This window comes from bacterium (assembly GCA_028821235.1).
Lineage (GTDB): Bacteria > Actinomycetota > Acidimicrobiia > Spongiisociales > Spongiisociaceae > Spongiisocius.
Genome location: JAPPGV010000054.1, coordinates 1 through 16,004, shown reverse-complemented (window position 1 = coordinate 16,004; position 16,004 = coordinate 1). Strand labels below are relative to the sequence as shown.

At 68.2% G+C, this 16,004-nt stretch carries 12 protein-coding genes; 5 read left to right on the top strand and 7 right to left on the bottom strand.

The features are described from left to right. Nucleotide 1: 1 nt before the first annotated feature. From purF to OXK16_05680, 7 genes are all read right to left on the bottom strand, one after another. Nucleotides 2-1,435 carry an amidophosphoribosyltransferase gene (gene purF, locus OXK16_05710; protein ID MDE0375444.1) on the bottom strand — a complete coding sequence of 478 codons (1,434 nt, stop codon included), beginning with the start codon at nucleotides 1,433-1,435 and terminating at the stop codon, nucleotides 2-4. Continuing rightward, entirely contained in the window at nucleotides 1,432-2,592 is a 1,161-nt protein-coding gene (locus tag OXK16_05705) for a 5-(carboxyamino)imidazole ribonucleotide synthase (protein MDE0375443.1), read from the bottom strand. The genes purF and OXK16_05705 overlap by 4 nt, the downstream gene beginning before the upstream one ends. Beyond that, nucleotides 2,592-3,053 carry a 5-(carboxyamino)imidazole ribonucleotide mutase gene (gene purE, locus OXK16_05700; GenBank protein MDE0375442.1) on the bottom strand — a complete coding sequence of 154 codons (462 nt, stop codon included), beginning with the start codon at nucleotides 3,051-3,053 and terminating at the stop codon, nucleotides 2,592-2,594. The genes OXK16_05705 and purE overlap by 1 nt, the downstream gene beginning before the upstream one ends. 79 nt (nucleotides 3,054-3,132) lie before the next feature. Beyond that, complete coding sequence (locus OXK16_05695) at nucleotides 3,133-4,125, bottom strand: phosphoribosylaminoimidazolesuccinocarboxamide synthase (protein MDE0375441.1); 993 nt, start codon at nucleotides 4,123-4,125, stop codon at nucleotides 3,133-3,135. Next, the gene (locus OXK16_05690; protein ID MDE0375440.1) at nucleotides 4,112-4,987 is read right to left on the bottom strand and encodes a phosphoribosylformylglycinamidine synthase subunit PurQ; all 876 of its coding nucleotides are present in this window, start codon (nucleotides 4,985-4,987) and stop codon (nucleotides 4,112-4,114) included. The genes OXK16_05695 and OXK16_05690 overlap by 14 nt, the downstream gene beginning before the upstream one ends. Next, nucleotides 4,932-7,784, bottom strand: coding sequence for a phosphoribosylformylglycinamidine synthase subunit PurL (purL, locus tag OXK16_05685; GenBank protein ID MDE0375439.1), 2,853 nt, complete (start codon nucleotides 7,782-7,784; stop codon nucleotides 4,932-4,934). Before purL ends, OXK16_05690 begins: the two co-directional genes overlap by 56 nt. Before the next feature lie 79 nt (nucleotides 7,785-7,863). Then, complete coding sequence (locus tag OXK16_05680) at nucleotides 7,864-8,847, bottom strand: aldo/keto reductase (protein ID MDE0375438.1); 984 nt, start codon at nucleotides 8,845-8,847, stop codon at nucleotides 7,864-7,866. Nucleotides 8,848-8,904: 57 nt separating this feature from the next. Here OXK16_05680 and OXK16_05675 point away from each other — a divergent pair, with 57 nt between their 5' ends. From OXK16_05675 to OXK16_05655, 5 genes are all read left to right on the top strand, one after another. Then, entirely contained in the window at nucleotides 8,905-10,653 is a 1,749-nt protein-coding gene (locus OXK16_05675; protein ID MDE0375437.1) for an ATP-binding protein, read from the top strand. Next, a complete protein-coding gene (locus OXK16_05670; GenBank protein MDE0375436.1) occupies nucleotides 10,650-11,807 on the top strand; it encodes an exonuclease SbcCD subunit D in 1,158 nt (385 codons plus the stop codon). Before OXK16_05675 ends, OXK16_05670 begins: the two co-directional genes overlap by 4 nt. Beyond that, nucleotides 11,804-14,671: an SMC family ATPase gene (locus OXK16_05665; protein MDE0375435.1), complete on the top strand. Its 2,868-nt coding sequence runs from the start codon at nucleotides 11,804-11,806 to the stop codon at nucleotides 14,669-14,671. Before OXK16_05670 ends, OXK16_05665 begins: the two co-directional genes overlap by 4 nt. Beyond that, entirely contained in the window at nucleotides 14,671-15,597 is a 927-nt protein-coding gene (locus OXK16_05660; protein MDE0375434.1) for a hypothetical protein, read from the top strand. The genes OXK16_05665 and OXK16_05660 overlap by 1 nt, the downstream gene beginning before the upstream one ends. A gap of 168 nt (nucleotides 15,598-15,765) precedes the next feature. Further along, nucleotides 15,766-16,004 (top strand): type II toxin-antitoxin system prevent-host-death family antitoxin (locus tag OXK16_05655; GenBank protein MDE0375433.1); only part of this gene is annotated, 239 nt, incomplete at its 3' end.

The window sequence follows — 16,004 nt, the reverse complement described above, 5'->3', positions numbered from 1 at the left end:
TTCACTCTCCCCACACGGAGGCGAACCGATCCTTGACGCCGAACCGCAGCTGGACATACCGCTCCCGCTGGAACGGGTACACGCCAGTGAAGCAGGCGTTGCAGAAGCCGTCCTCGGCGTCCAGCGCCCGCATCAGCCCGTCGAGCGACAGGAATGCGAGCGAGTCGGCGCCGATCTCCTCGCACATCTCGGTCACCGACAGGCGCGAGGCGACCAGTTCGTCGGGGGTGGCCATGTCTATGCCCATGTAGCAGGGATGGGTGATCGGCGGACACGCCACCCGGACGTGGACCTCCGAGGCCCCGGCGTCGCGCAGCATGCGAACCAACTGCCCGCCGGTCGTCCCCCGCACGATCGAATCGTCGACCATCACGATCCGCCGGCCCGCGAGGTTGTCGCGGAGCGGGTTGAACTTCATGGCGACCCCGGCCTCGCGGAGATCCTGGGTCGGCTCGATGAAGGTCCTTCCCACGTAGCGGTTCTTGATAAGTCCCTCGGTGTAGGGCAGGTTGGCCTCCTGGGCGAACCCGACCGCGTGGGGTGTCCCCGAGTCGGGCACCGACAGGACCAGGTCGGCGTCCACCGGGGCTTCGCGGGCCAGCTGGCGGCCGAGACGCTGGCGGACGCTGTGCACCAGCTTCCCGTCATGCACGGTGTCGGGTCGGGAGAAGTAGATGTGCTCGAAGGTGCAGAAGGCGCGGGGCGGTGGCGGCGGCCCGCCCGGGCTGATGTGGAGACCGCGGGCGTCGATGCGGGCGATCTCACCCGGCTGCAGCTCCGCCACGAAATCGGCCCTCGTCGTCGAGAAGGCGCAGGTCTCCGAGGCCAGGATGTAGCCGCCCTCGATCTCCCCGATCACCAGCGGACGGAAACCCCAGGGATCCCGTACTCCGTATACGGCGTCACGGGTGAGGATCGCCAGCGAGTAGGCGCCCTCGGCCCTCTGCATGAGCGCGCGGATCCGGTCCAGCCGGCTGCCCTGGGTCGTCGCGAGGAGGTGCAACATCAACTCGGTGTCTGAGGAGGTCTGCAGGCCGATGCCGCTCTCCAGCAGCTCCCGGCGCAGCCGGGGCGCGTTGACGAGGTTGCCGTTGTGCGCCACCGCCAGCGGGCCGTCGATGGTCTCGATGACCTGGGGCTGGGCGTTGCGCAGGGTCGATCCACCGGTGGTGCTGTAGCGGGTGTGGCCGATGGCGGCGCCGCCTCTCAGACCGGAGAGGACGTCCTCGTTGAAGACCGAGCCGACCAGCCCCTCACCCTTGTGCACGTGAGCGAAACGGCCGTCATAGGTGGCGATCCCGGCGGCTTCCTGACCACGGTGTTGGAGGGCGAAGAGCCCGAAGAAGGCGATCCGGGCCACCTCCCGGTCCCTCGCGTAGACACCTATCACCCCGCACTGCTCGCGGGGGCTGTCCCGGTCCACGCCGGGCATCATGACCCCCTCCCGAGTCGGCGCCGGGCCGCCAGAGCCCGCTCGAGGGCGCGCTCGGGGGAGTTGTCCGTACACGTGATGTGGCCCATCTTGCGGCCGGGCCGCACTTCGTCCTTGCCGTAGAGGTGGAGGTGAACGCCCGGGTCGGCCAGCGCAGCCGGCCAGTCGGGTGGGGTGGCTCCGTCGCCCCACAGGTCCCCGAGAAGTTGCACCATGGCCGCCGGGCGGCAGGCCCCGTCACCGAGGGGCAGACCGCATATGGCCCGCAGTTGGCGGGCGAACTGGCTGGTCGGGGCGGCCTCAATGGTGCAGTGGCCGCTGTTGTGGGGCCGGGGTGCGATCTCGTTGACCACCAGGTCCTCACCCGTCACGAACATCTCCACACAAAGCACTCCGACCAGGTCGAGGTGGCGGGCGATCGCGGTGGCGAGTTCCAGCGCCGCGGCGGCAACGCCGGTAGCAACCGACACGGGAGGGGTGACGGTCGTGTCGAGGATGCGGTTGACGTGGACGTTCTCCATGACGCCGTGATGGGCCACCTCACCGTCGAGACCGCGGGCGACGATGACCGAGATCTCGGCATCGAAGGGAACCACTTCCTCGACCACCATGTGCTCGCCGTCGAGACTGCCGACCACCTGGCGCGCCGTGGACTCATCTACCGCCGTGAGCCGCACCTGGCCCCGGCCGTCGTACCCGAACCTGGCTCGCTTGGCGATCACCGGCGGACCGAGTTCCTCCACAGCCCGGACCAGTCCGGTCGCGGTGGAGACCTCTCTGAAGGCCGCCACCGGGCCCCCGGCCGCCATCAGGGCGCGCCGTTCGCGGCCGCGGTCCTGCGCTGCTGCTATGACCCGCCCGGAAGGCCGTACAGGTACGCCCGACCGGGTGGCCAACTCCCCCAGCAGGCCTACCTCGACGTTCTCGAACTCCCAGGTGATGACATCGCAGAGATCGACGAAGCGCTGCAGGGCCAGGTCGTCGTCATAGCCGGCCGCCACCTCGACCTCGGCGACCCGCCCTCCCGGCGTGTCCTTGGCCCCTCCGGTCAGCACGGCCACGCGGTACCCGAGCCGGTGCGCCTCGAAGGACAGCATCCTCCCGAGCTGCCCGCCCCCCACGATGCCGATGGTCGCGCCCGGCGCCAAGGCCCGTTCCATCACAGTTCGAGCTCGCTCGCCATGACCTCGGCGGCTCGCCCGGCGCGGTAGGCGGTGAGCCGCTCCGCCAGTTGCGGATCGTTGCGGGCCAGCATGGCCACCGCGTAGAGGCCGGCGTTGGTGGCCCCCGCCTCCCCGATCGCCATGGTGGCCACGGGCACCCCGGCGGGCATCTGGACGATCGACAGGAGCGAGTCCATGCCCTTCAGGGCCCTGCTCATGATCGGGACGCCGATGACCGGGACGACGGTGTGTCCGGCCACCATCCCCGGAAGGTGGGCGGCGCCGCCCGCGCCGGCGATGATGGCCTGGAGCCCCCGCCCGGCGGCCGATTCGGCGTAGCTCACCATCAGGTCAGGCGTTCGGTGCGCCGAGACGACCCGGCACTCGTGCAGGACGCCGAAGTTCTCGAGCACCTCGGCGGCGCGGCGCATGGTGGGCCAGTCGGACTCGCTTCCCATGATGACCCCGACGAGTGGTCGATCGGTCACGCTGCTGTCCTACCCCTCTCGCTCGCGGCGCGGCCGTCAGGGGGTGCGGTCATGGACCATGGTAGGCGCGCAGCGCGGCGACGGCTCGCGGTGCTGCCGGATAGGGCGCCGGCGCCAGCGGCCGGCGGGTAAGGGCCTCGAACACCTCCAGATAGGCCCGGGCCGCCCTGGCGGCGAGATCGGCGCCGAGCGGCGGCGGGTCGCCGTCGCCGGTGAATCCCTGCGCGGCATAGGCGAGCCGCACCAGTTCCTTGTCCAGGTTCTCGGGCTCCGCGCCGGCGGCGCGGCGCTCCTCGACGGTGGCGCTCCGCCAGAAGCGCGACGAGTCGGGCGTGTGCACCTCGTCGATGATGACCACGCCGCCGTCCGGGTCGACCCCGAACTCGTACTTGGTGTCGACCAGCGCCAGCCCGGCCTCCTCGGCCGCCTCCCGGCCCCGCTCGAAGACGGCCAGCGCCACGCTCCGTACCTCCTCCCAGATCCCGGTCTCCACCAGGCCATCCTCCACGATGTCGCGCTCGGTGGTCGGCCGGTCGTGGGCGCCCGCCGCCCCCTTGGTGGTGGGGGTGATGATGGGCCGGGGCAGCGGGTCGTTCTTCCGCAGCCCGTCCGGGAGGCGGATGCCGTAGGCGTGGCGGGCGCCGGCCGCGTACATGGTCCAGAGTGAGGTGCCGGTGCTGCCGGTGAGCCGGCTCCGGACCACCACCTCCACCGGCAGGGTCCGGCACTTGCGGGCGATCATCACGTTGGGGTCCGGCGTCGCGACCATGTGGGTGGGAACCAGATCGGCGATCTGGTCGAACCACCAGGCCGACAGCTGGTTGAGGACCTGGCCGCGGTACGGGACCGTTCCCAGCACCCGGTCGAAAGCGGACAGGCGGTCGGTGGCGATCAGCGCCAGGCGCTCACCCAGATCCACCACGTCGCGCACCTTGCCCCTCACCACCGGGCCGAGGTCGTCCACGGAGGCGGGATCGATCCCGGTGAACGGCCGGGCCATCGCCGGGCCGAGGTCGACGCCGGACCCCTTACCGGGCGGCATCGACGAACGCCTCGAAGATGGCCAGGCCCAGGCCGCCGGGCGGGCCGCCCGGTCGCTGCCAGTCGACAACGTGGTCCTCCGGATGCGGCATCAGCCCGACCGCCGTCCCGGTCGGGTCGCAGAGGCCGGCGATGTCGCCCACCGACCCGTTGGGGTTGGCCGGGTAGCGCCCGCCCGCCACCTGATCCGTTCCAGCGCGGCTGTCCTCCGATAGGTAGCGGAAGGCGACCAGCCCCTCATCCTCCAGGATCCTGACGACCTCGGGGTCGGTCACGGCCACCCGGCCCTCGCCATGGGCCACCGGGCACCGGATCAGGGCGCCCTCGATGGCGCTCAGCCAGCCGGACCGGCAACCGGGCTCGACACGCAGGTTGACCCAACGACACTCGAAACGCCCGTTGGCGTTGTCGGTGAGCGTCACCCGCCTCGGCGTTCCCGGTTCCACCAGGAGGCCGGACTTGAGCAGCGCTTGGAACCCGTTGCAGATTCCCAGCACTGGTCGCCCCGACCGGACAGCGCCGGCCAGTTCCTCGTACAGCCACGTCCGGAGCTCGAGAGCCAGGCGGGCGCCGGCGCCCAGGGCGTCACCGTAGGAGAACCCGCCGGGAAGCACCAGGGCGGCGAAGCCGGACATCGACACCGCTCCCCCACGGAGGTCGTTCATGGAGACGATGCTCGGGTCTCCTCCGGCCAGCTTCACAGCCAGCGCGGCCTCCGCATCGCGATTGGTCCCAGGAGAATACAGGATGAGGATCGGCGGCGCGGCTACGGCATCCTCCTTCGGGCTGTTCTCACAGGTTCCTTCCTCAAGGGCGTCCGTCCGGGGATGTTCCTCGTCCGGTGAAGGCTCGCACCGCCGCATCGAGGTCGATCGTAACCGGCTCAAGGCCGGCCACCGGCCCAGCCACACGTATACGGATGTAGGGCGCTGCGGTCACCCAACCGATGCGGCGTCCGAGCGAACCCAGCCGGGTCGCTATGCGGTCGCGCCGCGCCCGGGGCGACTCCAGCAGCAACCGTCCAGGCGCCTCGTTGGTGAGCGCTACCACGACGTTCTCTCCTGGAGCCGGGACGGTCACGTCGACCCCGAGCCTTCCACCGACTGCCATCTCTGCGAGCGCCGCCGCGACACCTCCGTCGCTCACATCGTGGGCGGCGGTGACGCTTCCCTCGGCGATCAGCCGGTGCACCGCCAGGTAGCGCCGCAGGGGATCCTCCACCGCGGGTGGGACCAGCCGGTCGCCGATGCCCAGCAGGTCGTCCACGAGCGAGCCCCCGAGCCGCTCCGAGGGCTCCCCCACCAGCCAGAGATCGTGACCGGTGCGGGTGAGGGCGCTGCCGATCGTCCGGTGCAGGTCGGGAACCAGTCCCAGGGCCGAGATGAGCAGCGTGCCTGGGATCGCCTCCCCGGCGAACTCGTTGAACAGGCTGTCCTTGCCGGAGATGAAGGGCATGCGGTAGCGGCGCGCCCCCTCCAGGCAGCCCTCCACCGCCCTCACCAGCGATCCGAGCCGGTCCGGCTTGGTGGGGTCGCCCCAGCAGAAGTTGTCGAGCAGGGCGACCCGTCCCGGATCGGCCCCCACCGCGACGAGATTGCGCACCGCCTCGTCGACCGCATGTAATGCCATGGCCCAGGGATCGAGCCGCCCGACGCGCGGGTTGATGCCCACGGCCAGCGCCACGGCCATGTCATGGCCCCAGGTGCCCAGGGGTTTGAGCACCGCACCGTCCCCCGGCCCGTCGGCCCGGACGCCTACGAACGGCCGGCCGACGGTTCCTCCCCGGACCTCATGGTCGTAGGTACGGACGATGGCCTCCTTCGAGGCGACGGTCGGATGGGACAGGAGGTCGAGAACGAGCTGGGCCGGGTCGGCATCGGGTACGCGCACGGGCGCCGGTGTCGGGTCGGCCCATCGACCGACCATCTCCCGTCGCGGGACACCCCCGTGCAGGAAGTCCATGGGGAGTTCGACCACCGGGGTCTCGGCGTAACGCACCACCAGGCGTCCGGTGCCGGTGAACGACCCGAGATCGGTCATCTCCACGTCGTGGCGGTCACACAGGCGGCGGAGGGTCTCGACCTCGCCCCCCGGCACCGCCATGACCATGCGCTCCTGGGCCTCGGACAGCCAGATCTCCCACGGTTCCAGGCCCTCGTACTTCAAAGGTGCTCCCGCCAGGTCCACCTCGGCGCCGAGGTGCTCGCCCATCTCGCCCACCGCCGACGAGAACCCGCCCGCGCCGCAGTCGGTGATGGCGTTGTAGAGGCGGCGGTCGCGAGCCTCCTCGACCACCTCGATGCAGCCCTTCTCGGTGATCGGATCGCCGATCTGGACCACCGTCCCGGCCTGCTCGGCGGTCGCCTCGTCCATCCCGGCGGAGGAGAAGGTGGCCCCGTGGATGCCGTCCCGGCCGGTCCGGCCCCCGATGGCGATGATCCGGTCGCCGACCCTCGGCTCGGTGGGATGCGATCCCGACGGCAGCAGGCCCAGCGCCCCGCAGTAGACGAGCGGATTGGCGATGTATCCCTCGTCGTAGAGCACCGCGCCGTTGACGGTGGGAAGGCCCAGCTTGTTGCCGTAATCGCCTATCCCGGCCACCACTCCGTCGCGGAGCCTCCGGGGATGGAGGACACCGGCCGGCAGATCCCGGTCCGCCAGATCGGGAGGCCCGAAGCAGAGGACGTCGGTGCAGGCGATAGGCCGCGCCGACACTCCCATCACGTCTCGAACCACCCCGCCGATACCCGTATTGGCACCCCCGAATGGTTCCAACGCCGATGGATGGTTGTGGGTCTCAACCTTGAAGGCTAGGTCGAAGTCACCGTCGAACGCGACGATGCCGGCGTTGTCATCGAAAGCCGACCGGAGCCAGGGCGCAGCGAGCTCTTCCGTGACCGTCCGCAGCGCCGCCAGCAGGCCGTCGTAGTGAGCGACGGTGACGGAGCCGTCCGCCCCGGTGTGCTCTAGGCGGACACGGGCCCGGAACGTCTTGTGCATGCAGTGCTCCGACCAGGTCTGCGCCAACGTCTCCAGCTCGGCATCGGTCGGATCCCTTCCCTCATACCCGAAGTGTTCCTGGATGGCCCGCATCTCGGCCAGATCCAGCGAGAGGAGACGTTCCCGGCTGAGACTCATGAGATCCGCGTCCGCCAGGCCGGACAGCCGGACGGAATCGACGCGGGCGCCCGCCTTGGCCGGTGCGTCGAAGGCGGGCGGTATGGAACCGAGCGAATACTGCTCGATGGTGTCGTTGGCCAGCAACCGCCTGCTTACGGCCGAGACCGCGGCCGCGTCGAGGTCGCCGATCAGTTCGTACCTGCGGGCGGTCGAAGCCCGTACCGGGGGCAGTCCCAGGGCGGCCGCGGCCCGCTCGAGCTCCCGCGCCTCGGTATCGGTGACACCCGGACGCGGCGCCACCTCCACCGCCGGATGGGGCGTGGCCTCCGGGGGACCCACCACCAGTTGGTCCACCACCGGGTCGGCCAGTACCTCGCGGCAGAGCCGGTCGATGTCGACCGCGGACAGGTCTCCCTGCAGGTAGTGGACCCTGCTGACCCGGCAGGCCACCAGGCCGGCTACGCCCAGATGGCGAGCTCCCTCCACGATCCGGCCCGCTCTCGGGTCGTCAGAGGATGTCACCTGGATGCGTACCGTCACGCCCCTGTCTCCCCGGACCGCCTGCCTACGTGGGTGGTCGGCAACTCGGACAAACCTCAGATGGCTGTCTGGTTTGAAGCTATCGGGAGACCTCGTCCAGCGCGGCCAACTCGTCCTCGGTGAGCGTCATTGTCGTGAACTCGATCAGCGGTTCCAGTTGCTCGGGGTTGCGGACACCCGCCAGCGCGGCCCCCACCCCCGGCTGGGCAGCCACCCATGCCAGCGCGACGGAAGCAAGCCCGACCCCGTGAGACCCGGACACCTCCTCCATCACGGCGAGGATGCGCCGTCCCTGCTCGTTCAGGTAGGCGGAGGCGGTGCCGGCCCGAGGGCTGTCGACCTGCTGCCCCGACGAGTACTTACCGGTCAGGAAACCTACCGCCAGTACGTAGTAGGGCAGGAAGGCCCATCCCTCGCGCCGGGAGATAGGAAGGGTCGTCTGCTCGACACCCCTCTCGACCAGGCTGTACATCTGCTGCAGGGCGATGGGACGGTGGAAGCCGCCGGCCTCCGTGACGCGCACCCATTCCTCGAGACGGTCCGCCGAGTAGTTGGAGAGGCCCAGGTAGCGCACCTTGCCCTCATCCACCAGTTCCGACAGGGTTCCGATGGTCTCCTCGAGGGGTGTGTCGGGGTCGTCGTAGTGGGTGTAGTAGAGGTCGATGACATCTGTTCCCAGACGCCTGAAAGAGGCTTCGATGGCAGCCCTGATGGTGGCGGGGGCCAGACCCTTGTAGTCGGGATGGTGGCTGACCTTGGTCGCGATGACCATGTCCTCGCGGTTGCCCCGGTTCTTCATCCACCGGCCGATGATGGTCTCGGACTCCCCGCCTTTGTTACCCGGCGCCCAGGCCGAGTACGAGTCAGCGGTGTCGAGAAAGTTGCCACCGGCTGCGGCGTAGGCGTCCAGGACTGCGCACGAGGTGGCCTCGTCGGCCGTCCAGCCGAAGGTGTTCGTTCCCAGGGCCAGCGGGTACACCTCCAGCTCGGAGCCGCCTAGTGGTCGTCGCGGCGAGTTTATGGTCAGGGCATCCTCCTCACGTGATGTCCGGTATTCAAGCAAACCGCGTTCATGGGTTGGCGGCAGCGGGCGGAACGATCCCCGACCATTGACCACCTCATGGCCGTCACAACCGCATGTCATAATCGGCTGGTGACGAATCAGACAGTGGGAAGGGTGCTCGGCACCGATGATTCGACTCCGCTCGAGTTCTGGGTAGCGGTCGCGAACGGTGAGCATCTACAGCTTGACGACATCGTCGCGCTCGACCGGATCCTGCCGACCGGCGAGGTCATCTCGATCTACGGGATCGTCGGGCAGGTGCGGGCGCGTCATGAAGGGGCTCGGTTCGACTCGGACGTCTTCCTGATCGCCGATGGTGTCCTGCCGGCAGACGTGTCGGAGGCAGCCCAGATCCAGGTCACCCGGGTCGTGCCTGAAACGTTCGTACCACCGCTGCCGGGCGCCGAGGTACGGAAGGCAGTCGACGAGGAGCGCGACGAGGCGCTCGACATGGTCGATGTCGAGCATCGGTTGCCGGCCGGCCTCACGCGCGACGGCCAGCCGGTGGTACTCGACCTCGAGTTCATCGACGGCACCAAGGGCGCCCACGTCAACATCTCGGGGATCTCCGGAGTCGCCACCAAGACCAGCTACGCGACGTTCCTGCTCTACTCGCTGTTCAACTCGGGCGTGCTCGGTGCGGCCGCCACGAACACCAAGGGGCTCATCTTCAACGTGAAGGGCGAGGATCTGCTCTTCCTCGACCATGCCAACACCCGCCTCGACGATACGGAGCGGGACCGCTATGCCGCGCTAGGGCTCGAGGCGGGGCCGTTCCGTTCGATGAGGGTGCTCGCCCCACCCCGCAAGGGCGATCCCAACGCTACGCCGGCCACCGGCGCACGGACCAGAGGCGTCCGGCCGCTGTACTGGACGGTCGCCCAGTTCTGCGAGCAGGGGCTCCTGCCGTTCCTGTTCGCCGATGCCGAGGACGAGCGCCAGCAGTACACCATCGTCGTGCAGTCGGTCACGGCGCAGCTGCAGCGTTGCGCGAGGCAGTCCCACACCTCGGACGGCGCCGTACGGATCGACGGGAGGACGGCGCGCACCTTCTCCCAGTTGGTCACGATCATCTGCGACAAGCTGCTTCCGGAGGACCCGGACGAGGACGCCGATCCGCAGTGGACCGGGCGATCGATCTACACCGGGACGATCAACGCGTTCGTGCGCCGCCTCTCCTCGGCGGAACGGCACGTCGCACACCTCATACGGGCCGACATCGACGATGCCGAGACGCACGCCATCGACCTCGACTCCCAGCAGGTCACCGTCGTCGACCTGCACATGCTCCATGACCGGGCGAAGCGTTTCGTGGTGGGCGTGGTGCTCCGGCAGGCGTTCGAGGCGAAGGAGGCCGCCGGCACCGCCGAGCCGCTGCAGTTCGTGGTCCTGGACGAGTTGAACAAGTACGCGCCCCGTGACTCGTCGAGCCCGATCAAGGAGATCCTGCTCGACGTGGCGGAGCGGGGCCGCAGCCTCGGGATGATCCTCATCGGCGCCCAGCAGACGGCCAGCGAGGTGGAACGGCGGGTCGTCTCGAACTCCGCGGTCCGGGTGGTCGGCCGGCTCGATGCCGCCGAGGCCGGGCGCGAGCAGTACGGGTTCCTGCCGGCTGTGCAGCGGCAGCGGGCCACGATCCTCAAGCCCGGTTCCATGTTCGTCTCCCAACCCCGCCTTCCCGTGCCCGTCCTGCTCGAGTTCCCGTTCCCGGCCTGGGCCACCAGGGTCGCTGAAGCCGATCTGAGCGGAGAGCGGAGCGATCAACCTGCCGACCCCTTCGACGGGCTGACTGAAGCCGGGCCTTGAAGCTTCTGCACACTTCGGACTGGCACGTTGGAAAGACGATCCGGGGGGCATCGCGGGCGGATGAACACGCCACCGTCCTGGCCGAGATCGCGCACATAGCGGCGCGTGAGGAGGTCGATCTGGTCATCGTGGCCGGCGACCTGTTCGACTCGGCTGCTCCGTCCGCCGAGGCGGAGAGCATCGTCTACCGGGCCCTCCTAGACCTGGCGGACACCGGGGCCGACGTGGCCGTGATCGCCGGCAATCACGACAACCCCCGCCGGCTCCGGGCGGTCGCTCCCCTGCTGCAGCTCGGACAGGTACACGTGGTTGCCGAGCCGACCCGTCCCGGAGACGGCGGCGTCATCGAATTGCGCGCCCGTGACGGATCGGACGTCCGGTTGGCGATGCTTCCGTTCGTGTCCAAGCGCGGCATCGTGCGCGCCAAGCACCTCATGGCCGGAGAAGCCTTCGAGAACGCCCAGCACTACAGCGACCGGCTACGCCTCCTGATCGAACGGCTGTGCGAGCCGTTCGGCACCGACACCGTGAACCTCTTGACGACCCACGCCTTCGTACTCGGCGGCCAGGCCGGAGGTGGCGAACGTCCGGCCCACCTGGTCGAGGAGTACGCCATCACGGCACAATCCTTCCCCGTCACGGTCGGGTACGGCGCGCTCGGGCACCTCCACCGTCCACAGGCCGTCAGACACCCGCTCCACTACTGCGGTTCGCCGCTGCAGCTGGACTTCGGCGAGGCCGAGCAGGTCAAGCAGGTGAATGTGGTCACCATCGAACCGGGCACACCGGCCGATGTCGAGCCAGTGCTCCTCACAGCCGGCCGTCCGCTGCGGACGCTGACGGGCACCCTCGAGGAACTGAGTGAGATGCGCGCGGAGGACGACGCTTGGCTGAAGGTAGTCGTCCAAGGCCCCGGCCGGGCCGGGCTAGCACAGACCGTGCGAGAACTCCTCGGTCCGGGGGTGGTGGACGTTCGGGTCGAAGCACCCGCCTCGGATGCCCGGAGGCGGAACCTCGATCACCGCAGCCGGTCGCCGCAAGAACTCTTCGGCGAGTACCTGAAGCACGAGAACATCGAGGACCGCCGGGTCCGCGAACTCTTCGGGGAACTGCTCGAGGAACAGGGCGATGTGCCGGCCGGGCTCGCCTCATGAGACCGCTACGCATCACCATGAAGGGTTTCGGAACGTTCCGCGAGCGGACGGACATCGACCTCGCCGACGTCGACCTCGTCGCGCTGGTAGGGCCCACCGGGTCGGGCAAGTCGACGATCATCGACGCCATCACCTTCGCCCTCTACGGAACGGTCGCCCGCTACGAGGACAACCGTCTGGTGGCGCCGGTGATAAACCAGACCAGCAACGAGGCCCGGGTGGCGCTCGACTTCGAGCTCGACGGGCAGGTTCTGACCGCCGCCCGCGTCGTGCGCCGGACCACCGGTGGCGGTGCGACCACCAGGGAGGCTCGCCTCGAGCAGGGCGACAACGTTCTCGCCGACGACGCCACCTCCATGTCTCAGGAAGTCGAGGGGATTCTGGGGCTGGATGTGGAGCAGTTCAACCGGACGGTCGTGCTCCCGCAGGGCAAGTTCGCCACCTTTCTCCACGACAAGCCGAAAGACCGGCAAGCCACGTTGGTCCGACTGCTCGGAGTGGAGCTGTACCAGCGGATAGGCCAAGCCGCGCGTCGGCGAGCAACCCGGGCTGGCAACCAGGTTGATGCGCTACGACCGGACTTCGATAGAGAGGCCCGAGAACTAATCGACGAGCGGCGTGCCGCAATCGAGAGTCGCATACAAGAGCTGGACTCGGCGCATGGCCGGTTCAAGGCTGATCGGCTAAAGATCACCGCACTCGACACCGAACTGCGTGACCTCAAGGCCTACATCGAAGTGCTTGATGGGCAACTTGACCGGATGGGAACCATCGAGAAACCCGACGGCCTCACCGAGTTGGCCGATCAGATCACCAAAGCGAGCGAGGCCCGGATCAAGGCGGAAGAGAAACGAAGAGAACTAAGTGCGACGAGACTCGCATTCAGGGAAGCCCTTGAGAACGGTCCCGAGGAAGCCATCGTCAAGCTGGGCCTGGAGAAACACTCCAAACTAGCGCAGCGAAGCCTGGACCACGCAGCGGTCGTGGCGCGGCACGGGCAAGCCACCCGAACGCACGAGTCGGCAAAGAAGGTGGCCGACCAAGCCCGCACGAGGCAAGGCGAACTAGAAGGGTTGCTCCAGCAGGCCAGGGAGTCGGAACGGAGCGCGCAAGCCGCCCTCGCGTCGGGCGTTACGACCCGCCAGGTTGAAGCGTGGGCCGCGGCGCACGCCCGCCATGAGGCCTCCGCGAAGGATGCCGGCCAGGCCACGCTCGCCGCCCGGTCTGCCGAGGAGTCGGTGCATCCACTCCTGGTCGTCTTCGAAGACGCCCATTCCGCTGCCCAGAAAAGCTCGGATCGGCTTGCCGAATTACGTCGCCGCGCCGGTGTGCTCGGTCTGGTCGACCTGCTCAGAGTGGGATCGGCCTGTCCTCTCTGCAGTCAAGAGGTCCACGAGCTGCCCGTTCATGACCTCGACGTCCACCTCGAACAAGCGCAGACGGACCATGAGCTCGCCCAAAGCCGATGTGCAGAGGCCAAGCGAGCATACGAGGACGCGGAAAGGGAACGGATTACAGCGGGCGCGGCCGCCTCCGCCGCTCTGAAGAGTCTGGCGGACCGCGAGGCCGAAATCGCTTCGATCCCGCAAACCGAGGAACTCGATGCCTTGCGGTCTGAGGCCGAAGGGCTGAGCAAGGCGGTGGCCCGCGCGGAAGAGGCGACGCGGGACGCCAACATCGCTGCCATACAACACCGGGAATCGTCCGCTTACAGCGACGCTCTAAGAGTTGAGCAGGATGCGGAACAGCAAGTCGCCGGGTTAGCCGCGTCCAAGGAGCTCTTGAGCAGCCAGCTCGAATTGCTCCGTTCCGAAATAGCAAGCATCCCCGGGAAGGATGAACTGGAAGCGCAACTGGAGGAAGCCAACCGGCTGAAGGAAGACCTGGATGTCGCCGAGTCCGCGTCCAGCGAGGCGGATTCAGCCTACGAGAAGGCGAAGTCCGAGTTTGAGAAGGTGAAGGGTCGGCGTGATCAGGCCATTAGATACCTCCTTGAGAGTCGCGACCGGATCGCCGCCTTCGGACCGCCGGCACTAGAGCCATCCGACCCGGCGACAGGCTGGGAGGTGCTGGAAGGATGGATCCGAGATGAGTTGCGTATCGCCCGCGACGAGCGGGAGACCGCCGACGCGAAACGGTCCGCGAAGTCGACTCGCCGAGACGAGATCGTTGGTGCGCTCCGGGAAAGATGCGCCGCTGTCTTCGGGGGGTCCGATCCCCGTGCATCGGTGGACGATCTGGGCGAGATGCTCGCCACGAACCGTGCGACATCCGATGCTGAACTCAAGGACTTCGACCGACGCCGTAGCAAGCATGAGGAGCAGCGTGAGCGTATCAGGGCGTTAGAGGAGCAGAAGGTGGTGGCCGAACGCCTCGGACGGCTCCTAAGGGCGAACATGTTTGAGCGATGGCTGTTGGAAGCGACGCTCGAACAGTTGGTCGCCCGGGCAACCGGACGGCTCTACGAGCTGTCCGGCGGCCAGTACTCGCTCACTTCGGACGACAAGAGCAATTTCGCGGTGCGTGATCACACCAACGCCGACGAGGTCCGCAGTGCACGGACCCTCTCGGGCGGCGAGACGTTTCTGGCCTCGCTTTCGCTGGCGCTGGCTGTGGCCGACGCCACCGCGGAACTGGCCCCCGAGGGAGCGCCGAGGATGGAGTCGATCTTCCTCGACGAAGGATTTGGAACCCTCGACCCCCACACCCTCGACACCGTCGCCACCGCGGTCGAGGAGCTGGGGACCACAGGGCGCTTCGTGGGGATCGTCACCCACATCCGGGAACTCGCCGACCGCATGCCCGTACGCCTGGAGGTCACCAAGACGGGAGGGTCCGCAAGCGTGGAAAGGATCGAGACCTGATGGAGTTCAGCGTCGAGTCCTGGGCGCCCGAATACGGATCGTCCCTCAACGTATCGGCGATCGAAGACACCGACGACCAGACCGATGCCACCGTCGAGTGCCGGCTCGACGAGTGGACTCCCATCGACCCGGCACCTGCGACCAGGCCCGATGAGATCGCCTTCATCGATGGCATCCAGCGCATCGACGCGCGCATCTGGATACACGAGAATGGCATCTCCACCCCGGCCGTATGCGTGTCGGTGGCTGCCGGCGCAACGGTCTGCGCGCCCGGAACGGCCACCACCCAGGGCGTGCGGGTCGCCCGTGCGCTCATCGCTCCCGCCTCCTCCACGGCGGGGCCGATCGGCACCCGCCACGCCACCTACGACTTCGTGCCCGCCCAAGACGCGACGCCCGAAGCCACCTACCTGGCCATTCACGGGCGCCGTACCGAACTGGAGGTCGGCGTGGCCCACTCCGTCTCCTGCGGTCTCATCGTGTTCGATGGCCCGTTGCGCGGACAGGGAGACCAGCGAGGCGTCGGTTACATCAAGACCCACCACAAGGTCTACCTCCCACCCGCAGTACAGGCGATACTCGGCGACCTGGGCGACGGCCAGCGAACGCCCCTCTTCTTCCTCAGCGGAGGCCCGGGAGGCGGCCGCTGGTCCTGGTACCTGCGCCTGCCCGGCCCACGGGTCCACCCGATGTCAGGGATCGTCCGGCTCGAACTCCCGGGGACGGGTACCGCGGCCGCGGCTGTCGAACGTGCCGACCACGTCAGCGCCTGCCTTCCCCAATTCGCCAGCGAGCCCCACAAGGAGCCAAGGGCGCCACAGAACCTGTACCCAATAAGCGGGATCGAGCGAGAGTTACGTAGGCGACTCGGCGACGCCCACCTACTGGAACGCGCTCTGCGCATCGCCGCGGGACACCCGGTCTGAGGGGTCCTCCATAGCCGCCATGAACATCCCTCGCTGGTCTCGTAGCAGCAAGGTGAGCGCTAGATCAAGAGGCATAGGGGTTGACCTGCCCCCTTGTTTGCCGCATATTTGACTGGTGAAAGGACCTGAACTGACTAGTCTGCTATCTAGTCAGCTAGGAGTTCCAGGATGTCCCGAGGCGAAGAGGATCGTATGGAAGCAACGTGGCAGGTTCAGGAAGCGAAGGCTCGGTTCAGCGATCTGCTCCGGAAGAGCCTGGCGGAAGGTCCCCAGGTCGTCACATACCGCGGTGTGGAGACAGCGGTCGTGATCCCGATCGAGCAGTGGCGCCGGATGGAACGCGCCACACGACGAAACATCAAGGAGTGGCTGCTCGCGCCTGAAGCACGGACGGAGACGCTCGTACC

Coding starts and splice junctions, on each gene's coding strand:
- purF (MDE0375444.1), bottom strand. CDS start 1,435: ATGATGCCCGGCGTGGACCGGGACAGCCCCCGCGAGCAGTGCGGGGTG.
- OXK16_05705 (MDE0375443.1), bottom strand. CDS start 2,592: ATGGAACGGGCCTTGGCGCCGGGCGCGACCATCGGCATCGTGGGGGGC.
- purE (MDE0375442.1), bottom strand. CDS start 3,053: ATGGGAAGCGAGTCCGACTGGCCCACCATGCGCCGCGCCGCCGAGGTG.
- OXK16_05695 (MDE0375441.1), bottom strand. CDS start 4,125: ATGCCGCCCGGTAAGGGGTCCGGCGTCGACCTCGGCCCGGCGATGGCC.
- OXK16_05690 (MDE0375440.1), bottom strand. CDS start 4,987: ATGCGGCGGTGCGAGCCTTCACCGGACGAGGAACATCCCCGGACGGAC.
- OXK16_05675 (MDE0375437.1), top strand. CDS start 8,905: ATGGCCGTCACAACCGCATGTCATAATCGGCTGGTGACGAATCAGACA.
- OXK16_05665 (MDE0375435.1), top strand. CDS start 11,804: ATGAGACCGCTACGCATCACCATGAAGGGTTTCGGAACGTTCCGCGAG.
- OXK16_05660 (MDE0375434.1), top strand. CDS start 14,671: ATGGAGTTCAGCGTCGAGTCCTGGGCGCCCGAATACGGATCGTCCCTC.